At 69.4% G+C, this 22,458-nt stretch carries 21 protein-coding genes and 1 tRNA gene; 4 read left to right on the top strand and 18 right to left on the bottom strand.

Annotation, left to right across the window (positions count from 1 at the left end):
- Positions 1–34: 34 nt before the first annotated feature.
- The 10 genes from RUR49_RS12400 to RUR49_RS12355 all read right to left on the bottom strand — a co-directional run bounded on the left by RUR49_RS12400 (position 35) and on the right by RUR49_RS12355 (position 9,120).
- Entirely contained in the window at positions 35–253 is a 219-nt protein-coding gene (locus RUR49_RS12400; protein WP_409146690.1) for a hypothetical protein, read from the bottom strand.
- 447 nt (positions 254–700) lie between these two features.
- The gene (locus tag RUR49_RS12395; RefSeq protein ID WP_409146689.1) at positions 701–1,069 is read right to left on the bottom strand and encodes a hypothetical protein; all 369 of its coding nucleotides are present in this window, start codon (positions 1,067–1,069) and stop codon (positions 701–703) included.
- A gap of 2 nt (positions 1,070–1,071) precedes the next feature.
- Positions 1,072–2,580, bottom strand: a complete 1,509-nt coding sequence (locus tag RUR49_RS12390) for a YfjI family protein (protein ID WP_409147135.1) — start codon at positions 2,578–2,580, stop codon at positions 1,072–1,074.
- 687 nt (positions 2,581–3,267) lie between these two features.
- The gene (locus RUR49_RS12385; RefSeq protein WP_409146688.1) at positions 3,268–3,576 is read right to left on the bottom strand and encodes a hypothetical protein; all 309 of its coding nucleotides are present in this window, start codon (positions 3,574–3,576) and stop codon (positions 3,268–3,270) included.
- A gap of 5 nt (positions 3,577–3,581) precedes the next feature.
- Entirely contained in the window at positions 3,582–3,785 is a 204-nt protein-coding gene (locus tag RUR49_RS12380; protein WP_409146687.1) for a hypothetical protein, read from the bottom strand.
- Positions 3,786–3,796: 11 nt separating this feature from the next.
- A complete protein-coding gene (locus RUR49_RS12375; protein WP_409146686.1) occupies positions 3,797–4,360 on the bottom strand; it encodes a hypothetical protein in 564 nt (187 codons plus the stop codon).
- Positions 4,361–4,505: 145 nt separating this feature from the next.
- Positions 4,506–4,581 (bottom strand) — tRNA-Phe (locus RUR49_RS12370).
- Positions 4,582–4,908: 327 nt separating this feature from the next.
- Entirely contained in the window at positions 4,909–6,474 is a 1,566-nt protein-coding gene (locus tag RUR49_RS12365; RefSeq protein ID WP_409146685.1) for a 4-hydroxyphenylacetate 3-hydroxylase family protein, read from the bottom strand.
- 46 nt (positions 6,475–6,520) lie between these two features.
- Positions 6,521–7,498 carry an acetamidase/formamidase family protein gene (locus RUR49_RS12360; RefSeq protein WP_409146684.1) on the bottom strand — a complete coding sequence of 326 codons (978 nt, stop codon included), beginning with the start codon at positions 7,496–7,498 and terminating at the stop codon, positions 6,521–6,523.
- A 131-nt stretch (positions 7,499–7,629) separates the two neighbouring features.
- Positions 7,630–9,120 (bottom strand): 4-hydroxyphenylacetate 3-hydroxylase family protein, encoded by a 1,491-nt coding sequence (locus RUR49_RS12355; RefSeq protein ID WP_409146683.1) that lies wholly within the window; start codon positions 9,118–9,120, stop codon positions 7,630–7,632.
- Between the two features lie 229 nt (positions 9,121–9,349).
- On the opposite strand from RUR49_RS12355, the gene RUR49_RS12350 reads away from it, so the two are divergent.
- Genes RUR49_RS12350 through RUR49_RS12340 form a run of 3 tightly spaced genes read left to right on the top strand, consistent with a single transcriptional unit; the run spans position 9,350 to position 13,093 of the window.
- Positions 9,350–10,225: an FAD binding domain-containing protein gene (locus RUR49_RS12350; RefSeq protein ID WP_409146682.1), complete on the top strand. Its 876-nt coding sequence runs from the start codon at positions 9,350–9,352 to the stop codon at positions 10,223–10,225.
- Complete coding sequence (locus RUR49_RS12345) at positions 10,222–10,704, top strand: (2Fe-2S)-binding protein (RefSeq protein ID WP_409146681.1); 483 nt, start codon at positions 10,222–10,224, stop codon at positions 10,702–10,704. Before RUR49_RS12350 ends, RUR49_RS12345 begins: the two co-directional genes overlap by 4 nt.
- 10 nt (positions 10,705–10,714) lie before the next feature.
- Positions 10,715–13,093, top strand: coding sequence for a xanthine dehydrogenase family protein molybdopterin-binding subunit (locus RUR49_RS12340; RefSeq protein WP_409146680.1), 2,379 nt, complete (start codon positions 10,715–10,717; stop codon positions 13,091–13,093).
- A 42-nt stretch (positions 13,094–13,135) separates the two neighbouring features.
- On the opposite strand, the gene RUR49_RS12335 is transcribed toward RUR49_RS12340, so the two are convergent.
- On the bottom strand, positions 13,136–13,762 hold the full coding sequence (locus RUR49_RS12335; protein WP_409146679.1) for a cupin domain-containing protein: 627 nt from the start codon (positions 13,760–13,762) through the stop codon (positions 13,136–13,138).
- Between the two features lie 240 nt (positions 13,763–14,002).
- On the opposite strand from RUR49_RS12335, the gene RUR49_RS12330 reads away from it, so the two are divergent.
- Positions 14,003–15,358 carry a glycoside hydrolase family 5 protein gene (locus RUR49_RS12330; RefSeq protein ID WP_409146678.1) on the top strand — a complete coding sequence of 452 codons (1,356 nt, stop codon included), beginning with the start codon at positions 14,003–14,005 and terminating at the stop codon, positions 15,356–15,358.
- Here RUR49_RS12330 and RUR49_RS12325 read toward each other — a convergent pair.
- From RUR49_RS12325 to RUR49_RS12295, 7 genes are all read right to left on the bottom strand, one after another.
- On the bottom strand, positions 15,327–16,025 hold the full coding sequence (locus RUR49_RS12325) for a TetR/AcrR family transcriptional regulator (RefSeq protein ID WP_409147134.1): 699 nt from the start codon (positions 16,023–16,025) through the stop codon (positions 15,327–15,329). The two genes, RUR49_RS12330 and RUR49_RS12325, sit on opposite strands and share 32 nt — an antisense overlap.
- The gene (locus RUR49_RS12320) at positions 16,012–17,535 is read right to left on the bottom strand and encodes a tripartite tricarboxylate transporter permease (RefSeq protein WP_409146677.1); all 1,524 of its coding nucleotides are present in this window, start codon (positions 17,533–17,535) and stop codon (positions 16,012–16,014) included. The genes RUR49_RS12325 and RUR49_RS12320 overlap by 14 nt, the downstream gene beginning before the upstream one ends.
- Positions 17,536–17,563: 28 nt before the next feature.
- On the bottom strand, positions 17,564–18,052 hold the full coding sequence (locus RUR49_RS12315; RefSeq protein ID WP_409146676.1) for a tripartite tricarboxylate transporter TctB family protein: 489 nt from the start codon (positions 18,050–18,052) through the stop codon (positions 17,564–17,566).
- A 77-nt stretch (positions 18,053–18,129) separates the two neighbouring features.
- Positions 18,130–19,158, bottom strand: coding sequence for a Bug family tripartite tricarboxylate transporter substrate binding protein (locus tag RUR49_RS12310; protein WP_409146675.1), 1,029 nt, complete (start codon positions 19,156–19,158; stop codon positions 18,130–18,132).
- 141 nt (positions 19,159–19,299) lie between these two features.
- The gene (locus tag RUR49_RS12305) at positions 19,300–20,139 is read right to left on the bottom strand and encodes a sugar phosphate isomerase/epimerase family protein (RefSeq protein WP_409146674.1); all 840 of its coding nucleotides are present in this window, start codon (positions 20,137–20,139) and stop codon (positions 19,300–19,302) included.
- Positions 20,136–21,299, bottom strand: a complete 1,164-nt coding sequence (locus RUR49_RS12300) for a dihydrodipicolinate synthase family protein (RefSeq protein WP_409146673.1) — start codon at positions 21,297–21,299, stop codon at positions 20,136–20,138. The genes RUR49_RS12305 and RUR49_RS12300 overlap by 4 nt, the downstream gene beginning before the upstream one ends.
- A 3-nt stretch (positions 21,300–21,302) precedes the next feature.
- Entirely contained in the window at positions 21,303–22,454 is a 1,152-nt protein-coding gene (locus RUR49_RS12295; protein WP_409146672.1) for a Gfo/Idh/MocA family protein, read from the bottom strand.
- Positions 22,455–22,458: the final 4 nt, after the last annotated feature.

Here is a 22,458-nt window from a genome sequence, read left to right as displayed (position 1 = left end):
CGTGACACAAGCCGACAAGGCGTGGCGTGACGTGTCACGCTTCCAGCCGGAACGCCTCAATGAGACCTTCCAGCGCTCTGCGTATGCTGTCGCGATCGTCCGCCGCTGACGGGTGAAGCCGACGCGACGCGATCAGCACGTCCACGAGCCTGCCCTCGTCGACTTCCACGGGGAGCACGATGCGCCCGGCCGCGCGACGCTGGCGTAGCTGCCGCATCCGGTCCGCGCCCCGCTGTCGGCCCACTCTACTCATGGCGCGAGCCTCCAGGCGCAGCAGTGCGCACCCCTGCCGCGAACAAGCACCGCGAACAACGAGGGTGCGCACCACGAGAACGGCGGATTTGCTGGAGTGCGGCGAGGTTCGCAGCACGGTTCGCAGGGGAGTGCGCACCCCCAAAGTGCGCATGGGGGATAAAATCTGCGCGTGACCCCCAGCACGGCACCGCGGCCCATCCGGTCCGGATTTCCGACCCTCCCGCCCCGGGGGCGGACCTGCGAAATCTGACGAGGTAGGGGTGGGACCGTCCGGTGTCCTTCGTTCGCACTGCGATGTGTTTCAGACGGAAAAGTTGGGCCACCCCTACGGGGTGATCTGCACGAAAGTTTAATTCGCGGCCGGGTGTCGAAGTGGCCCTGACCGGTCCGCCTCCCGTGCTCCGCCCCGATTGTTCCCCTCCGCCCCCGTCCACACGCGCACCCATCAGTGCAGCACCCGCCGACGCTCGGCGATCTCGGCCCCGGCTACCCGCTCGGCGTCCTCTCGGGACAGGCCTTCATCAAACTCGAGGATCCCGGCGCGCTCGTCGAAGGCCGCGCGCCAGTCCTCCATGTCCCAGGCGTGACCGTGCTGAAAATTCTCGTCAGCCTCGCAATGGCCACTGACAAAACTGACGGAACCGCTGCCGCCCCGAATGCGACCGCTGCGAAAATTCTCGGTTATGGCTCCCGGCGAAACTGACGAAACTGACGAAACCTCGTTTGCGGGGGTTGTGTCAGTTCTGTCAGTGCCTCCTCTGGCGTCCGCGCGGATTTTCTCGGCCTTGCGGAGTGATGCGAGCCAGCGCCCCATCGCTAGCCTCCCACCTGCAGGAGGGGGTTCCACCGATACGTGACCGTCGGCCGGCCACCCTGCGGGCCAGATCCTTCGGAGGTGTCGCGGCAGTGATGCGTGGCGAGAAGCGCCTCGATTGAGGAGACGACAGCATCTCGGTCGGCGAGGCCGGCCCATTGGCGGCGCTGCACGTCGCGGACGGTGAAGGGGTCGGGCAACTGGGCCCGCCGTTCTATCATCAGCCGAGCGCCATCCTCTGCCATCGTGGCGCCGGCGGCGTAAAGACGGTTCGCGTGACTGCGCAGGTAGTCCGCCCAATCCAGCGCGCGGGCCGTGGCGATGGCGCCGACAGCGGTGCGGCCGCCCTCCACCAATTCGAAGATCAGCGCTAGGCTGGCGACCGTCTTCGGCATCTTGAGGATGTGGCTTTCCAGCGTCGTCGGGAGGGTGCCGCCGCGCGCTTCCGTCTGGATCTCCATCATCCATTCGCGGAACATGCCTTGCGCTTCCGGGGTGAAGCGCAGCACCGTCGGGTTGCCCTGGTCGTCGAGGCTGATCGCTCGCAGGTCGGTGAACGCGCGGTCGTAGTCGAGCCGCTCCAACACCCTCGGGATGCGGTCCACCCACCGCCACTCGGCGATGTCGTCGGGCCACACCGCCATCTGGAGACGCTGGATCAAGCCGTCGTTGGAGGCGCCAGTGATCGCGCCGCGGACGATCGGGGCAATTCGGCTCGGCTGCACACCGCCAATGAGGCTCAGCGTGCAATTCTTGATCTCGATCGTGCCGCGCCCGATGCGGTCGTAGGTGAAGCGGCCGTCACCGTTGAACGCCTCGAGATAGAAAGCGCGCTCGCTCTGGTACTCCTCGCTTTCCATTCGGGCGAGGAAGCCGGGCAGCTCGTCGCGGACGAGCAGCAAGCCGCGCTCGTTTTCATTCAGCAGTTCGCCAGCCTTCTCGACCGTGGCGTCATTGATGATGAGGCGGGGACACGGCTGGCGTTCGTCCTCGTCGCCCGCTGCACTGAGAATGGCGCTGCGGGCAGCGTCCCGGTCTCCGTCCTTGAGCAGCTTGGCGGCGCGTTTTTTCGCCTCCTTCACATCCAGGCCGGCGAGCGCGTCGTTGACCGCGTCTTCCTTGCAGTCCGCCTCCCACTGCCGCCGCATCTCGTCCTGCAGCGCATAGACGGGCGCCAGCGCAGCGGCCATCGCCGGGGATTTCATCGCACTCGGCCGGCCGATGATCGCGCCCCAAAGGTTCGGCGTGACGGTCCAGTCGTCCTGGGCTTTCGGCGCGATCTTCACGGTGTTGCCGAGGACCGCGGCGAGGCCGCAAAGGGCGGCAACCGCGGCGAAGTCGGGCGGCGCCTGCTGGCGGTCCGCTACATCCATCACGTAGTGCCGCACCCTCTCGGGCAGGAGCTCGGGATCGAACGGCGGCACCGGCGGCAGGGTCGACGTGATCGGCAGAGGATGCGGCCAGTCGTTGCCAGCATCCTTGATGCTCGCAGTCGTCCCGCAAATCAGCACCGCCTCGGCGAGCACGCGGTCGAAGTCGACTTCAACGTCGATCGGCAGAGGGTCTGCAATGTCCCACCCATCGGGGACATCGGCAGGCCAAGAGACGATGCGCACGGACGTTGCACCAGCAGCGAGGGCGAGGCGTGCGACGTCATCGGCATAGCGCCGGCCCGCCGCGTTGTTGTCGGGCAGGATGACAATGCGCCGGCCGCGGACCGGGGACCAATCAGTCTTCTCGGCCGCATTAGCACCACCGCTCGAAGTGATGGCGACGAAGTCGGGATACATCTCCTCGGCGGCGCCGCACTTCTTCTCGCCCTCGGCCACGATGACGTCGGCGTTCGGACGCTTCGCCAGGCGGTCGAGGCCAAAAAGGGGGCGCGGATCGGGAAAGCCCCGCGACGTCCACCGACCCTCGCCCTTGCTCTCGACGTAGACGATCGGGCGATAGGATTTGCCGCCGTCCGGCATCTGGAAGCGCGCGACGCAGCCCATCAATCGACCCGCAGCGTCGTGATACCGCCAGCCTGTGACCAGCCGGGCACCCGCGGGCGTGAGCCGCCTCATGTCCGCGCCGGTGAGGTCCGCTCCGGCGGGTGCCGGCATCACCGTCCGCTCGTCGGCGACAGGCCGGGGCGGCGCCGCGACGTAGCCGGTCACGGCGTCAGCGATGCGAGCGAATGGGCTTTCGATCATTCAGGTGCCCTCATAAGGGTCGATGCCGAGTGCGCCGGCCAGTTGCCGCGCCGCCTCGCCCTGGTCGACGCCAGCGACGAAAGCGGCCAGCGCCACGAGGTCTCCACCCTTGTCGCCGGTTGCGAAGTCCGCCCATTTGCCGGAGACGAGGCTGACGCTGAACGAGCCGACGTGGCGGTCCGCCCGGCGGGGATTGCGCGCCAACCATTCGTTTCCGCGCCTGCGTCCGTCCGGTAGCAGTGCCGGCGCAATGCGATCTGCAGCCAGCAGCGCGGCCGCTGCGATGCGATCGAAGGCGATGCGACGCATTGCGATCACTCCGCCTCGAAAAGCTCGCGGAGCCGGGCGCGGGTGATCGCCCACCGCCCGGCCACCTTCTTGGCACCGGGGATGGCTCCGGTTTCGAGCATGTAGAAGGCGCGCCGCTCCGACACGCCAAGCGGCTGCGCGATCGAGCGCGCGCCCCACAGCACCTCAAGGTCGTCGGCCTTAACGTCTATTCCTGATTTGACATTCATTGTGTTGAACCTCACGACGTGGCGCGGAGTGCTTCGCGGCAGTTGCGGATGAGCGTGGTGCAGTTGATGACGAGGTTAAAGTAGCCTTCCTCTTTCCGGAGGTAAGCCAGCACCCGTCCCCCAATATCCAAATGAAAGAATATGTCATCTGAGGAGAAGATAGGGCCGGGGCCATTCGGGAAAAAGCAAAGAAAGACGTCTTCTCCCGTCTCCGATCCCAGCACGGTTACCCGCTCGATCCAGTCGGGGTAGTCGTCTCTCAGCCGCCCGATCAGCATTGCAATCCGGGTCGGCGGGAGCCCGATCTCCGCCATGCGAAGACCCAAGCTCGCCTCGACGAGGTCGGCAAAGCTGTACTCGATCCTCGAACCCTTGCCAGGCATCGGTGCAGCCGGAACGCCTTCATACCGGAGCACGCGGATGCGCGCCCGGAAGGCTTTTCCCTCGTGCTCCTCGACCCTGTGGATATGGGCGAGAGTGGCTTCGTATGTTCCATACTCCATCGGCGCAAAGTGGAGTGCTTCGGAGACAATGTCAATTCCTGAATACGATTGGCGGACCATGTCGCGTTTCATGTCGCGTGGAGGCGCCGTCAGTCTATCGGAGCCGCCGGAATCTCCCGGAAATGCTGGCACCCGCTTGCAACATGGACGCGACACGGTCCGGGCTCCGGCTGGTGCCGCCGTTCCGGTAAGTCGCTGATTTTTAAGGAGAAAGGGATGGTGCCCAGGGGCGGATTCGAACCACCGACACGCGGATTTTCAATCCGCTGCTCTACCAACTGAGCTACCTGGGCGCTCGGGGCGGGCCGGTGAGGGCTCGCCGTGCGAGGGCGTGGCGCTTATAGGCACTCCAGCGGCCGGTGTCCAGACGCCTTGCGTGTCCGCTGACCGAGGTCTGGGCCACAGCCGCTGAGCGGCTCTTCCGCGTCCGGAACGCTCTGGGGGCGGGCAGTATGCGGCGGCCCGCACACGATGGCCGGTCGCGTGGGGGTTGCCTCGAAGCAGGTCCTGTGGCTCTGGTGCGGCGGCGTACCGAGCGAGGGCCTGCGGCACTGGTGCGCCAGCCGGCTGGCATGGCGGCAGGCCGGAAGATCGTCAGCGAGCCTGCCACGCCGCGTGGGTCAGACTGCCTTTGCGGCCGCGTCGGCCACCGCCCGAGCCGGTGCGTCGGCCAGTTGGGCGGGGGCGCCACCGCCACCGCCGCCGCCGCTGCCGCCCGCCAGCCCCCGGTTCAGCAGCGGCCCCGGGCCGTAGCTCGCAAGAAGCGCGTCGATGTCGGCCTCGATGCCGGCCCAGCCGCATTCGCGGCTGGCGTGGGCGCGCACGACGAAGGCGGGGCCCATGTAGAAGCGCTCGTACTGCAAATGGCGGCCGGCGAAGTCCGAGCCGAGGATGTCCCAGGCGAGCTTGAACAGCTGGAACTTATCGAGCGCCGATTGCTGCGGCGTCGACCACAGCGCCTCGAACAGCGGCCGCGTCACCGGGTTCTCCAGCACGGACACGTCGGCCGGCATCTGCAGCACGCTGCCACCGGAGAGCTCGCGCACCTTGGCGCAGATCTCGTCATAGTGCTGGGTGGCGAAGTAGATCGCCGAATTCATGACGTGGCGGTCGTAGTTGACGAAGCCACCCGCTAGCCGCTCATGGCCCTGGATTTGGCCGGCGATCATGCCGCTCATCATGCCGTAGAGGGCGGCGAGGTGGCCGAGGTCGTCGGCCACCGCCGGCACGCCGGCGATCCCCATCGACTGGGTGATGCGGCGGGCAAGGCCCAGCAGCAGGCGCATCTTCTCAAGGTAGCGCACGCCCGCCTGGTGGTTCGACAAGGTATGGGCCGGCGTCTCGAAATAGATCGCTCGCGACAGCGCGATGTCGTCGATGGTGAAGACCCGGCTCCACGGCACCTTCACGTCCTCGCAGACGACGACGCAGTCGCTCTCGTCGAAGTGGCTGGTGAAGTAGTTGTCGAACTCGCTGACGGCGTAGCGCTCGTAGGGCTTGCGCGACCACAAGGTCAGGCCGGGCGCGTTCGGCGGCACGATGCAGGTGACGGATTCGTCCTCGTGGCCGGGGGCGAGCGGCAGGATGTTGCCGATCCAGATCTCGTCGCTGAAGGCGGCCGAGGTGGCGAGCATCTTCATGCCGGCAATGGTGATGCCCTCGGCGTCGCGCGCCACGACGGACAGGCTCGGCACCCGTGCCGCCTCGCGGCCGTACATCGCCTTGTCGCGCGTCCCCTGCGGCGGCGCCACCGCGTGCGAGAGGAACACGTCGCGCCGGCGGCAGTCCCGGTAGAAGGCGGTCACATGATCGGCGAAGTGCGCGCCGCCGCGGGCGAAGACCTCCGGGTGCATCGCCGCCCCGGTGATGTAGCCGCCGACGAAATCCGGCGAGCGGCCCATCATGCCGTGGGTGAGGGCGGCGATGCGGGCGCTGCAGCGGGTGCGCCTTTCGAGGTCCTCGCGGCCGCGCGGCTGCAGGAAGTAGGCGGCAAAGCGCTCGCCGTCCTCCTCCACCCACAGGTCCTCGCCGCCCGGCTCGAAGCGCGCGTCGTAGAGGCGGGCATAGGAGCGGGCAGCGTTGCGGAAGCCCGGGTGGACGGTGACGTCGTCGACGCGCTCGCCGCCGACATAGAGGACGCGACCGTCGCGCAGTCCCTCGAGGTATTCGGCGCCGGTCTTCAGCATCGGAGGTTCCTCGCGGGTCGTGGCGACGCTGCTGCGGTCGGTGGGGTCAGGCGGGTGGGCCCGCGGCGAAGGCGGCGTCGTCGATCGGCGGCAGCAGCGAGCGCTTCAGGACGGCGTGGACGCCCTTGTTGCCGTCGACGATCTGGGTGATGCGCAGGTCGCCGGCGAGGCTCATCAGGGCGTAGGCGTCGGCTTCGGCGAGATCGGTGCAGGCGACGAGAGCGTCGATCATGTCCTCGAGCGCCCGTGTCGCGGCGTCGTCGAGGTCGGGATCGAAGGCCATGGTGATGAGGGTGTCGGGGGTGGTGGCGCGGGGGCGTGCGAGCGGGCGCCGCTTGTGCAGCACGAGGGTGAAGGTGCCCGTCAGCGCCGTCTCGAGGGCCGTCAGATTGACTTCGCCGTCGCCCTGGCAGCCGTGGCCGTCGCCGGCGGAGAACAGTGCACCGGCGACGAACACCGGCAGGAACAGCTTCGTGCCGGCGACGAGGTCGCGGTTGTCGATATTGCCCCCGAATTCACGCGGCTCGATGGAGGAAACGCGGCCCCACGCCGGCGGCGGAGCCACCGCCATCACCCCGAAGAACGGCGCGAGCGGCAGCACCGTCCCCCACGGGCAGGCGGCGGTGCGGTGGGCGATGTCGATCGGGATGTGCTGGATGCGGCGGCCGGGGAAGCGCGCCGGCAGGGCGCCCTTCAGCGGGCGGTGGAAGTTGTAGCCCCAGCCTTGCGCGAGTTCGACCGCCTCGATGCGGACCTCGAGCACATCGCCGGGCTCGGCGCCCTCGACGGCGATCGGGCCGGTGAGGATGTGGGGGCCGAGCTCGGGCTTCAGGGCGGCGAGGATCGCCCGGTGCGCGGCCGAGACGGGGAAGCGCTCCTCGTCCGCCGGCAGTTCGGCCGGCCCGCCGGACACGGCGGCGAGCACGATCGTCTCGCCGGAGCGGACGCGCGCCACCGGTCGGAGGGTGGCGTCGAGATAGCCCCAGTGGACAGTTTCGGGGGTCGGGTCGAGCGTCAGCGGCACGGCGGCATCCTCCTCCCGCGTCCGTCAGGGGTCGCGCGGCGCGGACGCATGCCGGCAGGATGACATGGATCGCCGCCGTCGTGCTCGTGTGCGGCGCTCAGCCAAAATGGTCGCGGCGGCCACCGTCGTCCTCAGCGTCCCTCGCCGGCGGCGCGCAGCGGCGGGGCCGGCGGAGCGAGGTCGTATGAGGCCTCGAGGCGGTCGACCATGCCGGTGGCCTGGTCCCAGTCGAAGGTGCGGTAGGCATTCGCCGAGGTGACGTGGCCGGCGCCGGAATAGAACATCTCGTACTGCACGTGCCGCGAGGCGAACTCCGAGCCGATGGCGTCCCAGGCGAGGCGGAAGAGCTTCACCCGCCCGACGGCGTCGCGCACCGGCGAAGACTGCGTCGCGGCAATGATGGCGGAGAGCTCGGGGTCGGCGAAGTCGGCGAAGGAGGAAGGCAGCATGACGACGCCGCCACCGGCGAGGTCGCGCAGTGCCGTGATCGCCTGCGGATACATCTCCTGGGTCAGCACCTGCGCGGCATAGAGGTGCTGCGGCGAGGGCAGATAGTAGCGGCCGCGGCGGTAGCCGCCTGCCTCCATGGCGTGCACCATCGCCTCCACCATCGAGGCCTGCGCCGACAGGTGGCCGAGCTTTGCGCGCACCGGCGGCATGTCGACGGTGCCGTTCGTCTCGGCGATGCGGCGGCCGAGGCCGGCGAGGAAGCGCATCTTCACCATCAGCCGCACCTGCGACTGGTAGTTCTGGTAGACGTGCGTCGGCGCGTCGTGCCACTGCGCCCGTGCCACGTCGGTGTCTCGATAGACGAACACCCGCTCCCACGGCACCTTCACATCGTCGAAGTACACGACGGCGTCGTTCTCGTCGTAGCGGGCGCTCAGCGGGTAATCGAATTCGTCGCGCACCTCGGCCTCGTAGGACTTGCGCGACAGCAGCCTGAGGCCGCGGGTGGCGATCGGCATGGCGAAGGAGACGGCATAGTCCTCCTCGCCGCGCACCATCGGCTGGATGTTCGCCGCGAACAGCTCGTCCGACATGATCGCCGACGTGCCCAGCATCTTGGCGCCGCGGATGGTGATGCCTGTGGTGTCCTCGTCGACGACGGAGGCGACGAGGTGGCGGTTCGCCTGCAGGCCGGCGGACTTGGAGCGGTCGGCCTGCGGGTTCTGGATGACATAGCTGACGAACAGGTCGCGCTCGCGGGCATGGTGGAAGAAGTCGCGCACCGCACCGGCGCGGGCGGCGCCGTGCCGCTCGAACACTTCGATACCCATCATCATGCCGCCGAGTGTCGAGGCGACGTGGTCGGGAGAGCGGCCGAGCATGCCGAAATTCTCGGCCGACCAGGCCTCCAGCGCGCGGCGGCGGATGAGGAGGTCGTCGTAGCTCTCCGGCAGCTGCCAGGCGCGGTTGACCCGCCGCCCGCCGCCGATGTCGAAGGTCATCGTCTCGCGGTTCTCGGGTGCGGCCTGGAAGTCATAGAGGTGCGCGAAGGAGGAGACCGCGTTGCGGAAGGCCGGATGGGTCCGCACGTCCGGGACAGCGGTGCCGTCGATGGTGACCGCCCTGCCATCGCCGAGCCCCGCGCGATAGGCCTTGCCGTCCCTGATCGTCATCGCCGTTTCCGTCGAAAGGGGCAGGGCGCTGCAGGATGGCGGCGCCGCGGCTCGCGGCTTGCATGGCCTCGAGCAGACCGACCGTGGCACAGGTTTGATCCGTGTTCAAGAACTTGAACAACGGTTCGGTCGGGAGCCGAACTTGACAGCCGGACCCCCCAGCAGCAGCTTCAAGAACATGAACAGCGCGCAAGCAGGTGCAAGCGCGCCGGTCAGGACCGCCAGCCCGATGCCATTCCGCCCGATCGACTTCCACGAGCCGGCGAGCCTCGACGAGGCGGTGGCGCTGTTGGCCTCCGCCGGCGCGCGGTGCCTTGCAGGCGGCGCCTCGTTGGTGCCGCTGATGACGGCCGGTACCGTGCGACCGGAGCGCCTGGTCAGCCTGCGCCGCATCCCCGGTCTCGATGCCGTCACCGTCGGTGCGGACGGCACCGTCACCATCGGCGCGATGGCGACGCATGCGCGTGTCGCCGCGTGCGATCTCATCGGCGGCGGCAACGCCGCCGTGCGCGAGGCGGCCGGCCAGATCGCCCACCCGGCCATCCGCACGATGGGCACGATGGGCGGCGTCCTCGCCTTCGCCGAGCCGAGCGCCGACTACCCGTGCGCCGTGATGGCGGCGGATGCCACGGTTCTCGTCCGCGGCCCCGCAGGGTCCCGGACGATATCGGCCGATGGCTTCTTCGTGGGCGCAATGGCGACCGTGCTGCAGCCGGGCGAGGTGGTCGAGGCGCTCGCCCTGCCGCCGACCCGCCCCGGCGAGGCAGGCGCCTACCTGAAGTTCTCGCGCGTCGACGGCGACTTCGCCACTGCCTGCGTGGCCGTCCGACTCGCCGTCGCCGACGGCACGGTGACCGCGGTGCGCGTCGCCGTCGGCGGCTGCGCACCGGTGCCATTTCGCGTGCCCGCCGCCGAGAGGGCGCTCGTCGGGTCGCCGCCGACGGACGCTGCCGCCGTCGACAGACTCGGTGCCGCTTATGCCGAGGCGGCCGATCCGCCGTCCGACTTCCGCGGCTCGGCCGATTTCCGACGCATGATCCTCCCCGGCCTGATCGGGCGCGCCGTCGCGCGCGCCGCTGCCAAGCTCGCTGGAGCCGACCGATGAGCGGACCCCTGGTCGCCGTCCAGATGACCGTCAACGGCGAGCCCGTCGCAGTCGCCACCGTGGTCGAACGCACCCTCCTCGACGTACTCCGCGACGATCTCGGTCTCACCGGCACCAAGAATGGCTGCGGCATGGGGGCCTGCGGGGCGTGCAACGTGCTGATCGACGGGGAGGCGCACCGGGCCTGCCTGTCGCTCGCCGTCACCGTCGCCGGCCGCAGCGTCACGACCATCGAGGGACTCGCCGAGGGCGGCCGGCCGTCGGTGGTGCAGCAGGCCTTTCTCGACGCCGGTGCCATCCAGTGCGGCTTCTGCATGCCCGGCATGATCGTCTCGGCGACCGAGCTTCTGGCGAACAACCCGCGCCCGACCCGCGAGGATATCCGCGTCGGCCTGTCCGGCAACCTCTGCCGCTGCTCCGGCTACGTGAAGGTGGTGGAGGCGGTGGAACTCGCCGCCCGCCGCCTGCCGGCCCGCTGAGGAGGCCGCGATGAACGCCCTCGATCCCCTGATCGCCAAGAAAGTCGGCGGCAGCGTCGGCCAGACGATGTCGCGCCTGGAAGCGTGGGAGAAGGCCTGCGGTGCCGCCGTCTACACCGGCGACATGGTGCTGCCCGGCCTCCTGCACGGCGCGGTGCTGACGAGCCCGCACGCCCACGCCCGCATCCGCGGCTACGACCTCACGGCGGCGCTCGCCGTGCCGGGGGTGAAGGCCATCATCACCGGCGACGATTTCGAGGACCGCTACATGGGCCTCTGCGTCAAGGACGAGACGGTGCTCGCCCGTCACAAGGTCCGCTACATCGGCGAGATCGTCGCCGCCGTGGCGGCGACGACACCGGAGATCGCGCGCGCCGCCGCCGACCTCATCCGTGTCGACTACGAGGAACTGCCGGCCGTCTTCTCCGTCGAGGACGCGATGGCGCCCGGCGCGCCGGTGCTGCACGAGGCCTTCGACGCCTACGCCAAGATCTACGACGCCTCGACCCGGACGGCGCCGAACGAGCTGTCGAACGCGCGTCTGGTGAAGGGCGACGTCGCCGCCGGCTTCGCGCGCTCGGACGTCGTGGTGGAGCGCGTCTACGAGACGTCGGCGCAGTACCACGCCTATCTCGAGCCGTCGGTGGCGCTCGCGAGCGTCGACGGCCGCGGCAAGGTGACGGTGTGGTCGTCGACCCAGAGCGTCTTCCGCACCCAGGCGAACCTCAACGAGTGCCTGGGCATCCCGATGGCGAGGATCCGCTGCATCGCCCCGCGCATCGGCGGCGGCTTCGGTGGCAAATCGGAATCGATGGTGCAGCCGCTCGCCGTGGCGCTGGCGCTCAAGGCCGGCCGGCCGGTGCGCGTGGTGCTGTCGCGCGAGGAGGACATGGTCACCCAGCGCGCCCGCCATCCGGCGCGCATCCGCGTCAAGACCGGCGCGCTGGCCGATGGGACCCTCGTCGCCCGCGAGGTCGAGGCCTGGTTCGACGGCGGCGCCTATGCCGACGACAGCCCGGCGGTGATGAACTTCGCGCTGTTCTTCGCCGCCGGCCCCTACCGATTCGACGACATCGATATCCGCGGCCACGCCGTCTACACTAACAAGCTGCGCTCCGGCGCCTTCCGCGGCTTCGGCAACCCGCAGGCGACGTTCGCCGGCGAGTGCCAGATCGACGAGGTCGCCGAGGCGCTCGGCATGGACCCGGTGGCGCTGCGCCTGAAGAACCTCATCGAGCCCGGCGATCGCTGGATCGGCGGCCAGGTGATCACCAACAGCGGCTTGCGCGAGTCTCTCGAGGCGGTGGCGCGCGAGTCCCGCTGGCATGAGCGCAGGGCCGCCGCGAAGACCGGTCCCGCGCCGGCCGCGTCCCACTCCGGCACCCGCCGGGGCCTCGGGGTGGCGCTCACCGCCCACGTCTGCGGCTTCCTGTCGACCGGCGCCGTGGTCCGCCTCGCCCAGGACGGCTCGATCGCGCTCAACACCGGCGCCGTCGACCTCGGCCAGGGCAGCGACACCGTGCTCGCCCAGATGTGCGCCGGGGCGCTGGGTCTGACCGTCGACGACATCAACGTCGTCGCCCCCGACACCGACGCCTCGCCCTACAACTCCGGCACCAACTGCAGCCGCGTCACCTACATGGTCGGCCGCGCCGTTTCGATCGCCGCGGAAAGCGTACGGGCGCAGATGGCGAAGCTCGCCGCCGGCATGCTCGATTGCCCCGAGGAGGAGGTGGAACTCCGCGAGGGCGGCCTGATGGGCGTGCGCGGCGGCAACCGCACGGTCACCTTCGCGCAGATCGCCGCGAAGTCGCTGTGGTTCGCCGACGGCGGCGGCCCGGTGATCGGCGCCGGGTCCGTCATGCACAACGAGCCGCTCGACCCCAAGCACACGCTGCTCTCCGGCATGGTCTCCTTCGACAATGTCGGCGCCTTCGTCTTTGGCGCGCAGGTCGCCGAAATCGAGATCGACGAGGTCACCGGCAAGGTCGAGGTGAGGGAGGCCTGGTGCGCCCACGATGTCGGCCGGGCGATCAACCCCGGCGCCGTCGAAGGGCAGATCCAGGGCGGCTTCGTGCAGGGCCTCGGCTGGGCGCTGACCGAGGAGATGGTGTGGGACGGCGGCCGCCTCGCGAACCCCACCTTCCACGACTACAAGCTGCCGAGCAGCCTCGACGTGCCACACGACATCCACTCGATCGTGCTGGAGGTGCCCGAGCCGACGCACCCCTTCGGGGCGAAGGGCATCGGCGAGCCGCCGCTGGTCGGCGCCGGCGCGGTGATCGCCAATGCCGTCGCCGCGGTGGCTCCCCGGGTGCGCAAGCTGCCGATGCTGCCGGAGCGGATGCTGAGGGCGCTGCGCTTCGGCGAGGACGGCGTCGGTGCCTGAGTATCCGCGTAGCTCCTGCTGACCGGTCGGCACCATGCCGCCTCAGAGCGACGGCGGCGTATTGATCCAGACGATCTCCGTCGGCACGGCCCCGGGGTTCGAGAAGCTGTGCGGCTGCGTCGACGGGAAGAAGAACGAGTCGCCCGCCTTCAGGTGATGGATCTCGCCGTTGACGGTGAGCACCAGTTCGCCGCAGCGCACGAAGCCGACCTCCTCGCCGTCGTGGTGACGCTCACCGCCGCTGCTGCCGCCGGGCTGCACGCGGACGAGGAAGGCCTCCAGCATGGTGCTGGCGCCGAAGGGGATCATCACCTCCGCCTCCGTGCCGTCGCTGTCGGAGGTGCCGGGAACATCGTCGGCGATGATCCTCGGCCGCTGGTCCGGCGTCATCACGACGTTCGCCGCGCCCCCGCCGTCGCTCAGGAGCGCCGCCATCGAGGTGTCGAGGACGCGTGCGATGCGGTGCAGCGTGTTGATCGACGGCATCGCCTTGTTGTTCTCGATCTTCGAGATCAGGCTCTCCGAATAGCCGGCCCGGTCGGCGACGTCCTTGAGGCGCAGACCCTTCACGAGCCGCGCGTGGCGCAACTGCACGCCGATGCGGACCGGCTTCTCGCCGCCATGATCGGCGTGCGGCGCCGCCGCGGTGGCCTTGTTCGTCACGCGCATCGCACCTCACAGTCACGCAGCTGTCCGGTACCGGTGCGGCCGACCCACGGGCGCCGGCGGGCACGAGATCCACGTCTTGACCCGGAGCTGAAGAACTGTCGCCAAAGTCAAGTTCTGGCAAGAGCCTTGTGGCGGTCTCGGCCGATCCAGTCGCCGTGCGCGCAGCGCGGCTGCCGTGCTAGCGTACCGCGACGCGCCGGGCTGATCCGCGCGCCACCGCTGACGGAGCCCGACCGCACCGTGCCCGCCTCGATCCTTCGTGCCGTCGCTGCCCGTGCCCCGCGTTCGGCCCCGCGCCGCAACCTCGCAGCCGCACTGCTGGCGGCCATCGCGGTGCTCCTTCCCATGCTGGGCGCCCCCGCCCGTGCCGACGGCTTCATCCGCGCCGAGGGCACGCGGCTCGTGTCGCCCGATGGCACGACCTTCGCCATCAAGGGCATCAGCCTCGGCAACTGGCTGATGCAGGAAGGCTACATGTTCCGCTTCGTGCGGGCGAAGTCGCCGCGCCAGATCGAGGCGCTGGTCGAGCGGCTGGTCGGGCCCGACGAGGCGGACCGTTTCTGGGCCGCCTTCCGCGACCGCTACGTGACGAAGGCCGATGTTGACTTCATCGCCGCCGCCGGCTTCACGACCATCCGCGTGCCGCTGCATTTCAAGCTGTTCGTCGACCCCACGGACCCGACCCGCTTCGAGGGGCCCGGCTGGGCGCTGCTCGACCGGCTGATCGGCTGGTGCCGCGAGGCCGGCCTCAAGGTCATCATCGACCTGCACGCCGCGCCCGGCGGCCAGACCGGCGTCAACCACGACGACGGGCCGGGCTATCCGGTGATGTTCTACGTGCCGGCGCACAAGCGCCTGACGGTGGCGCTGTGGACCGAGATCGCCCGGCGCTACCGCGACGAGCCGGCGGTGCTGGGCTTTGACCTGCTGAACGAGCCGATCTCGCCCTACCACGACACCGGCTATCTCAACCCGCGGCTGGAGCCCTTCTACCGCGAGCTCGTCGAGGCGATCCGCGCGGTCGATCCGAACCACGTCGTCATCCTGGCGGGCGCGCAGTGGAGCACGTCGTTCGCGATGCTCGGCCCGCCGGTCGCCGACAACCTCGCCTTCACCTACCACAAGTTCTGGGCGAGCACGGAGCGCGACGGCGTCCAGGAATACGTGAACTTCATGGCCGTCCACGACGTGCCGGTGTTCGTCGGCGAGACCGGCGAACTGACGGATGAGTGGAACGAGCGCTTCCGCAAGCTCAACGAGCGCTTCGGCATCGGCTGGAGCTTCTGGCCCTACAAGTACATGGACTCCGGCTCCACCGTGATCTCGGTGTCGCGTCCCGCCGGATGGGAGGCGATCGCCGCCGCCTCGGCGCTGCCACCGTCGGCGTGGACCGACGCGGCGCTGCCATCGCCTGAGGTCGCCCGCGCCGCCCTCGACGCCTATCTGGAGGCGATCCTGCTGCAGAACGGCCACGTCAATGCGGGCTACCTGCGCTCGCTCGGCCTCTCCGTGCCGCCGCTGCCCGGGCAGGAGCCGAAGACGGAGTCTGAGGAGATGATCCCCGTCAGCTCCGGCGCGCCCGCAGGAAGTCCATGACGACGGCGACGCAGTGCGCCTCGCGCTCCTGCACCATGGCGAAGTCGCGGAGGTCGCGGTCGAAGATCACCGACAGCGTCGCCATGTTGGAGACGTAGAACCACCCGAGCGCGGCAATCGTGATGTAGAGCTGGATCGGGTCGACGTCGGAGCGGAAGACCCCCTTCTCGGCGCCGCGCTCGATCAGCGTCTCGAGCTGGCCGACGAGCGGCGAGTGCAGGGCCGGAATGTCCTTCAGCGTCTTCAGGAAGCGGGCGCCGTGCAGGTTCTCGGTCGTCAAGAGCGAGATGAACCAGGGCTTTTCGAGGAAGTGGCGGAAGGTGAAGCGGATGAGGCGGTCCATCGCCTCCTCCGGCTCGCTGCGGTCGAGCGACAGCCCGCGCTCGCCCTCGCGGATCTCCCGGTAGGCCGCCTCCAGCACGGCACAATAGAGCGCCTCCTTGTTGCCGAAGTAGTGGTAGAGCAGCCGCTTGTTGGCGCCCGCCCGCTCGGCGATCGCGTCGACGCGCGCGCCGTCGAAGCCCTTTTCGCAGAACTCCGCCCGTGCCGCCTTGAGGATCTGGCGCTGCGTCTCCTCGGGGTTGCGCGGCCGGGTGGCCGGCCCCGCCGAAGCGGCCGCAGCGGTGCCCGCCGGCCGCGCCCGCCGGCGCGGCTCAGCCGCCGGCACGACGGGGGCGGAGGCCGGCGAGAGCTTGTCGGACAAGGCGTTGCACCAGGGGAATGCTGAAGAGGATGGTGAGGACCGTCGCCGTGCAGAGGATCAGGCTGATCGGTCGCGTGAAGAAGGGCGTGGGGTCGCCATTTGTCAAGACGAGGCCGCGGCGGAGGTTGGTGTCGAGCAGGTCGCCGAGGATGATGCCGAGTACCAGCGGCGCCATCGGATACTTCATCTGCCGGAGCGCGAAGCCGAGGATGCCGAAGGCCACCATCACCCAGACGTCGAACATGCGCTGGGTGATGGCGTAGGGGCCGATGACGCAGAGCACGTAGATCACCGGCATCAGCTTTTCGCGCGGGATGAGCAGCACCCGCACCAAGAGCTTCGTCAGCGACAGGCCGTAGACCAGGATCGCTACCGTCGCGAGCAGCAGGATCGCCACCACCTCGTAGACGAAGGTCGGGTTCTCGATCATCAGCATCGGGCCGGGCCGGACGCCGTGGATGAACAGGGCCGCGATCAGCACGGCGGCCGGAGCGGAGCCGGGGATGGCGAGCGTCAGCGCCGGGATCAGGGCGCCGGGCACCACGGCGCTGTTGCCGGTCTCCGCCGCCGTCAGCCCTTCGACGGAGCCCTTGCCGAACAGCTCCTTCTCCTTGCTGGCGCGTCGCGCCGCCGCATAGGAGGCCCAGGCGCCGATGTCCTCGCCGACGCCCGGGATGATGCCGACGATCGTTCCGATGATGCCGGAGCGGACGATCGTCCGCTTGTACTGCCAGACGTCGGCAAAGCGCGGGATCACCCGGTCGGAGGTGGTGATGGGCTTGGCGCCCAGCTTCTCCTTCATGACGTTGAGGATCTCGGCGAAGCCGAAGGCGCCGACCATCGCCGGGATGAGGTCGATGCCGGCGCCGAGCTCGGAGATGCCGAAGGTGAAGCGCTGGTAGGCATGGATGCCCTCCATGCCGACCATGGCGATGAGCAGGCCGAGGATGCCGGCGATGTAGCCCTTCAGCGGGTCATCGAGGGAGGTCAGCTGGCCGGAGATGACGACGCCGAAGACGGCGAGCCAGAAGAACTCGTAGGAGCCGAAGCGCAGCGCGAGCTCCGCCAGCGCGGGGGCGACCGCGGCGAGCAGGACGATGCCGACGACGGTGCCGAGCGCCGAGCTCGTCGTGGCGACGCCCATGGCGTAGCCGGCGCGCCCCTGCAGGGCGAGCGGGAAGCCGTCGAGCGTGGTGGCCGCACTCGCCGGCGTGCCGGGGATGTTGATCAGGATGGCGCTGCGGCTGCCGCCATAGATCGCGCCGACATAGAGGCAGAGCAGGCAGAGGATCGCCTGGTTCGGGTCCATCTTGTAGGTGAGGGTGACGAGGAGCGCGACGCCCATCGTCGCCGTCAGGCCGGGCAGCGCGCCGACGATGATGCCGAGCAGCGTCGACCAGGCGACGTTGAGAAGGGATTCCAGCGTAAGGATCCCGACGATCCCCTGGCCCAGGTGTGCAAGTCCGTCCAGCATCGGTTTTCCCGGTCCGCTCGTCGAAGCCTCACGGGAGGCGGACGAGGAAGCCCTTCTCGAAGACGAGGGTGACGATCGCGCCGGCCGCCACCGCGACGATGGCCGCGAGCACGAGCGTGCGCACCAGAGGCTTCGGCGCCTCGGTGACGAGGCAGTCGAAGACGACGATGAAGGCGAAGACGAAGATCGCCGTCGCCAGCCAGAACGGCACGGTGCCGACCAGCCCGAAGGTGAAGCCGAGCGTCAGAAGCAGCACGACGGCGAGGCGCTTCGCCTCGAAGCCGCGCAGCACCGGCTCGTCTTCCGCGACCGCCTGATGGCGGCGCACCGCGAGCAGGATGCCGCACAGCACCAGCGCGACGCCGAGGATGCCCGGCACCAGGCCCGGCACACTGGAGGGATGCACGCCGCGGTTTTCCAGCCGCGGCATGATCCACGATCCCCAGGTGACGGCGGCGCCGGCGATGATGAAGACGACCGCGGTGATGCGGTCGGCACGGGTCATCGAAGATGTCATGGATCAGTCCCGATCGGCCCGGCCCGCGAGGCGGGCCGGGCGCAGGGCGAGCCGTTGCGGCTCAGCTCAGTTCAGACTCAGTTCTTGATCTCGGTGTGCGTCGCGCAGTCGATGCCGATGGTCTTCGGATCGACCTGCGCCTCGTTGCGCTCGACGCGGCCACACGCCTCCTCGATCACGATCGGCATCGCCTTGGCGCGGGCTTCCGCGCCGTGCGAGGGGGCGAAGACCGCGCCCTGCTTGGCGGCGTAGTCCTTGATCGCCTGCGAGTTCGAGACCTTCTCCGCCCAGATCTTGTCCATCGTGGCGATCACCTCGTCGGGCACGCCGGCGGGGATGAAGATGCCGAAATAGTCCGGCGCCACCGGCATGTCCGGCAGCCACTGCGTCACCGGCGGGATCGGGTCGACGCCTTCCAGCACCAGCGGGTCGGAGCCCAGAACCGCGAGCGCGCGCAGGCGCTTGCCGCGGATCATCTCGGCCTGTTCGACGGCGAGCTGCGTCGTCACCATCGCCTCGCCAGAGGCGGTGGCGATGACGGCCGGGTTGCCGCCGTCATAGGTGACCATGCGGTACTTGAAGCCGCCGGCCGCGCCCGACAGCGACGCGATCGCCGTGCCGCCCGACGAGGTGACGCCGGCGGTGGCGACCGTGATGTCGTCGCCGCGCGTCTTGAAGGCCTCGAGCAGCTGGCCGAAGTCCTGGAACTCGCTGTCGACCGGCACGCTCACAACCGGCACGTTGGCGACCGACAGGTAGATGTGCCAGTCGTCGATGTCGGTGCCCTCGATCAGGCCCGTCACCGCATAGGTGGCGTTGTTGGCGATGGCGTTCGCCGTCCAGGTGTAGCCGTCCTTCGGAGCGCCGAGCACCGCTTGGGTGCCGATCGCGCCCGAGGCGCCCGGCTGGTTGACGACGACGACGCTCTGGCCGAGCGCCTCTTCCAGGATCGGCGCGGTGACGCGGGTGATCTGGTCGGTCGAGCCGCCGGCGCCCCACGGCACGATGATGTTGATCGGCTTCTCCGGCTTCCAGTCGGCGAGCGCCGGTCCAACGGCGAGCAGAACGGCCGCGGCGGCCGAGATCAAGACACTGTGTGAACGCATCGGTTCCTCCCAATTTTCTTCCGAGTGAAGCCAAAACTCACGCGTTTCCGCCAAGGCTGCGGCGAGATCGCCGCACGGTCAAGGTGTTTGTAACGAACCGGTTCAGCCGCAGGCGCAGTTCGCCGGCAGCATGGCCGTCCCTCAGACGGCCGTCAGGTAGCGCTCCTTGCAGACGGCCACGACCTCCTCGGCCGGCCGCTTCCACCAGTTCTCCGAGGAGAAGATCTCGACCTCGTGGAAGCCGTCGTAGCCGGCCTCCTCCGCCCAGCCACGGATTTGGGGGATGTCGATGACGCCGTCGCCCATCATGCCGCGGTCGAGCAGCAGGTCGCGCGTCGGCACCAGCCAGTCGCAGATGTGGAAGGCGAGCAGGCGCTCCTTGCCGGCGCGGGCGATCTCGCGCTCGAGATCCGGGTCCCACCAGACGTGATAGACGTCGAGCGCGATACCGAGGCCGGGGCCGAGGGCGTCGCAGAGGTCGTTCGCCTGGCCCATCGTGTTCACGCAGGCGCGGTCGGCGGCGTACATCGGATGCAGCGGCTCGATGGCGAGCGGCACCCTGGCGGCCCGTGCGTGCTCGAGCACCGCGGCGATGCCGTCGTGGACCATGCCGCGCGCGGCGCCGATGTCCTTCGAGCCCTGCGGCAGCCCGCCGACGACGAGCACCAGGCACGCGGCCCCGATCGTAGCGGCGTCGTCGATGGCGCGGCGGTTGTCGTCGATCGCCGCCTGCCGGCCGGCGGCCGTGTCGGACGGGAACATGCCGCCGCGGCAGAGGCCGGTCACCGTCATGCCGTGCTCGGCCAGCATCCGCGCCGCCTTGGCGACGCCGCAGGCGGCGAGCTTGTCGCGCCAGATCGAGATGCCGTGGACGCCAAGCGCCGAATAGCCGGCGATCTCTTCTTCCAGCGTCCACTGCACCTTGGTGGTGGCGTCGTTGATCGACAGCCGCGCGTGGTCGCTGAGCGGGCGCGCCGTCATGCGACGCCCCGCACGCCCATGACGAGGGCCATCCGCTTCGCCGCCAGCTCCGGATCGGCGAGCAGGCCCGCTGCGTCGGCGAGGCGGAACAACTCGGCCAGATGCACCGTCGAGCGGGTGCTCTCCTGGCCACCGATCATCGTGAAGTGGTCCTGGTGGCCGTTGAGGTAGGCCATGAAGACGACGCCGGTCTTGTAGAAGCGCGTCGGCGCCTTGAAGACGTGGCGCGACAGCGGCACCGTCGGCGCGAGCAGCCGGTCGTAGTCGTCGCGACGGTCCTCCGAGAGCGCCACCAGGGCGGCGGCGGCCGCCGGTGCGATGGCGTCGAAGATGCCGAGCAGGGCGTGGCTGTAGCCGTGCTCGTCGCCCGCGATCAGGTCCGGGAAGTTGAAGTCGTCGCCCGTGTACATCTTGACGCCCGCCGGCAGCCGGCGGCGCATCGCCACCTCCTTGGCGTCGTCGAGGAGCGAGATCTTGATGCCGTCGACCTTGTCGGCGTTCGCGGCGATGACCTGGAGGCAGACGTCCATCGCCTTGTCGAGGTCGGCGTGGCCCCAGTAGCCCGACAGCGCCGGGTCGAACATGTCGCCGAGCCAGTGCAGGATCACCGGCTCCTTCACCTGGGAGAGGATGCGGCCGTAGACGGCGGCATAGTCGTCCGGCGACCGGGCGTTCGCCGCCAGAGCCCGGCTCGCCATCAGGATCAGTCTGCCGCCCAGCCCCTCGATCGCCTCCGCCTGCGCCTCGTAGGCGGCGATGACGTCATTGATCGAGCGCACCTCGGAGGCCGGCAACTGGTCGGTGCCGCAGCCGCTGGCGACGACGGCGCCGGGCACGTCCTTCGCCGCATCGAGGGAGCGGCGGATCAGTTCCAGGCTGGTCGGCCAGTCGAGGCCCATGCCGCGCTGCGCCGTGTCCATCGCCTCGGCGACGCCGAAGCCGTGCCGCCACAGATGCTGCCGGAAGGCGATGGTGCGGTCCCAGTCGACAGCGGCCGTCAGCCACGGGTCGACGTCGGCGAAGGGGTCGGCGACGACGTGCGCCGCCGCATAGGCGACGCGGTTGAGGGCGCCGCCCTTGGGCATCTCGAAGGCGATCGGCGCCCGCAGCTCGAAGCGCTCGGTGCCGCCGCTGGCGCGCGGAAGAACGACGCTCGCCATGCCTCAGCCCTCCAGCTTCGGCACGTCGACGAAGCGGCGCTCGGCCCAGCTCTGCAGCGCAAGCTCGGCGAACTGCACGCCCTTCGCCGCCTCGCGCAGCGTCCACGGGAACGGCCCGTCCTCGGCGACGTGCTTGAGGAACAGCACCCACTGCGCCTTGAAGGCGTTCTCCATCGGCTCGCGGTCTGGCACGAGCTGCCAGTCGTCGAAGAAGTCGTGGGTCTGCTTCTGGTCGGGGTTCCAGACCGGCTTCGGCGTCGCAGCGCGAGGCTGGATGCGGCAGTCGGTGAGGGTCGCCACCGCCGAGCCGAGCGTGCCGTCGACGTGGAAGGTCACGAGGTCGTCGCGGCGCACGCGGGTGCACCAGCTCGAATTGATCTGCACCACCGCGCCGTTGTCGAGGGTGACGATCGCGTAGGCCGCGTCGTCGGCGGTGGCGTCGTAGCGCTCGCCCTTTTCGTCCCAACGGTCAGGGATATGGGTGACGCCGAGGCAGGTGAGCGAGGTCGGGTTTCCGAACAGGTTGTCGACGACGTAGCGCCAGTGGCACATCATATCGAGGATGATGCCGCCGCCATCCTGCTTGCGGTAGTTCCAGGAGGGCCGCTGGGCCGTCACCCAGTCGCCCTCGAACACCCAGTAGCCGAAGTCGATGCGGGCGGAGAGGATGCGGCCGAAGAAGCCGCCATCGATCAGCTTCTTCAGCTTCAAGAGGCCGGGCAGCCACAGCTTGTCCTGCACGGCGCCGTTCTTCACGCCGGCCGCTTCCGCGGTGCGGGCGATGTCGAGGGCGTCGGCGAGCGTCTCGGCGATCGGCTTCTCGGTGTAGACGTGCTTGCCTGCGGCGACGGCCTTTTTGATCAGCCCGGCGCGCAGCTGCGTCGAGGCGGCGTCAAAGAAGATCTCGTCCTTCGGGTCGGCCAGCGCCGCGTCGAGGTCGGTCGTCCAGCGGTCGACGTTCCACTTCTTCGCCAGCGCCTCGATCTTGTCGGCGTTGCGGCCGACGAGGATCGGGTCGGGCATCAGCCGGTCGCCGTTGGCGAGGGCGACGCCGCCCTCCTGCCGGATCGCCGCGATCGAGCGGATGAGGTGCTGGTTCATCCCCATCCGGCCGGTCACGCCGTTCATGATCACGCCGATCCTACGCGTCGCCATCGGT

This window comes from Pseudoxanthobacter sp. M-2, from assembly GCF_046156265.1.
Taxonomy (GTDB): Bacteria; Pseudomonadota; Alphaproteobacteria; order Rhizobiales; family Segnochrobactraceae; genus CAMDHY01.
The sequence above is the reverse complement of the archived record's forward strand: the minus strand, read 5'-3'. Positions and strand labels throughout refer to the sequence as shown.

Coding starts and splice junctions, on each gene's coding strand:
- RUR49_RS12395 (WP_409146689.1), bottom strand. CDS start 1,069: ATGGGGCGCTGGCTCGCATCACTCCGCAAGGCCGAGAAAATCCGCGCG.
- RUR49_RS12355 (WP_409146683.1), bottom strand. CDS start 9,120: ATGACGATCAGGGACGGCAAGGCCTATCGCGCGGGGCTCGGCGATGGC.
- RUR49_RS12320 (WP_409146677.1), bottom strand. CDS start 17,535: ATGCTGGACGGACTTGCACACCTGGGCCAGGGGATCGTCGGGATCCTT.
- RUR49_RS12340 (WP_409146680.1), top strand. CDS start 10,715: ATGAACGCCCTCGATCCCCTGATCGCCAAGAAAGTCGGCGGCAGCGTC.
- RUR49_RS12345 (WP_409146681.1), top strand. CDS start 10,222: ATGAGCGGACCCCTGGTCGCCGTCCAGATGACCGTCAACGGCGAGCCC.
- RUR49_RS12385 (WP_409146688.1), bottom strand. CDS start 3,576: ATGCGTCGCATCGCCTTCGATCGCATCGCAGCGGCCGCGCTGCTGGCT.
- RUR49_RS12335 (WP_409146679.1), bottom strand. CDS start 13,762: ATGCGCGTGACGAACAAGGCCACCGCGGCGGCGCCGCACGCCGATCAT.
- RUR49_RS12305 (WP_409146674.1), bottom strand. CDS start 20,139: ATGACGGCGCGCCCGCTCAGCGACCACGCGCGGCTGTCGATCAACGAC.
- RUR49_RS12380 (WP_409146687.1), bottom strand. CDS start 3,785: ATGAATGTCAAATCAGGAATAGACGTTAAGGCCGACGACCTTGAGGTG.
- RUR49_RS12315 (WP_409146676.1), bottom strand. CDS start 18,052: ATGACATCTTCGATGACCCGTGCCGACCGCATCACCGCGGTCGTCTTC.
- RUR49_RS12350 (WP_409146682.1), top strand. CDS start 9,350: ATGCCATTCCGCCCGATCGACTTCCACGAGCCGGCGAGCCTCGACGAG.
- RUR49_RS12375 (WP_409146686.1), bottom strand. CDS start 4,360: ATGAAACGCGACATGGTCCGCCAATCGTATTCAGGAATTGACATTGTC.
- RUR49_RS12300 (WP_409146673.1), bottom strand. CDS start 21,299: ATGGCGAGCGTCGTTCTTCCGCGCGCCAGCGGCGGCACCGAGCGCTTC.
- RUR49_RS12400 (WP_409146690.1), bottom strand. CDS start 253: ATGAGTAGAGTGGGCCGACAGCGGGGCGCGGACCGGATGCGGCAGCTA.
- RUR49_RS12310 (WP_409146675.1), bottom strand. CDS start 19,158: ATGCGTTCACACAGTGTCTTGATCTCGGCCGCCGCGGCCGTTCTGCTC.
- RUR49_RS12365 (WP_409146685.1), bottom strand. CDS start 6,474: ATGCTGAAGACCGGCGCCGAATACCTCGAGGGACTGCGCGACGGTCGC.
- RUR49_RS12295 (WP_409146672.1), bottom strand. CDS start 22,454: ATGGCGACGCGTAGGATCGGCGTGATCATGAACGGCGTGACCGGCCGG.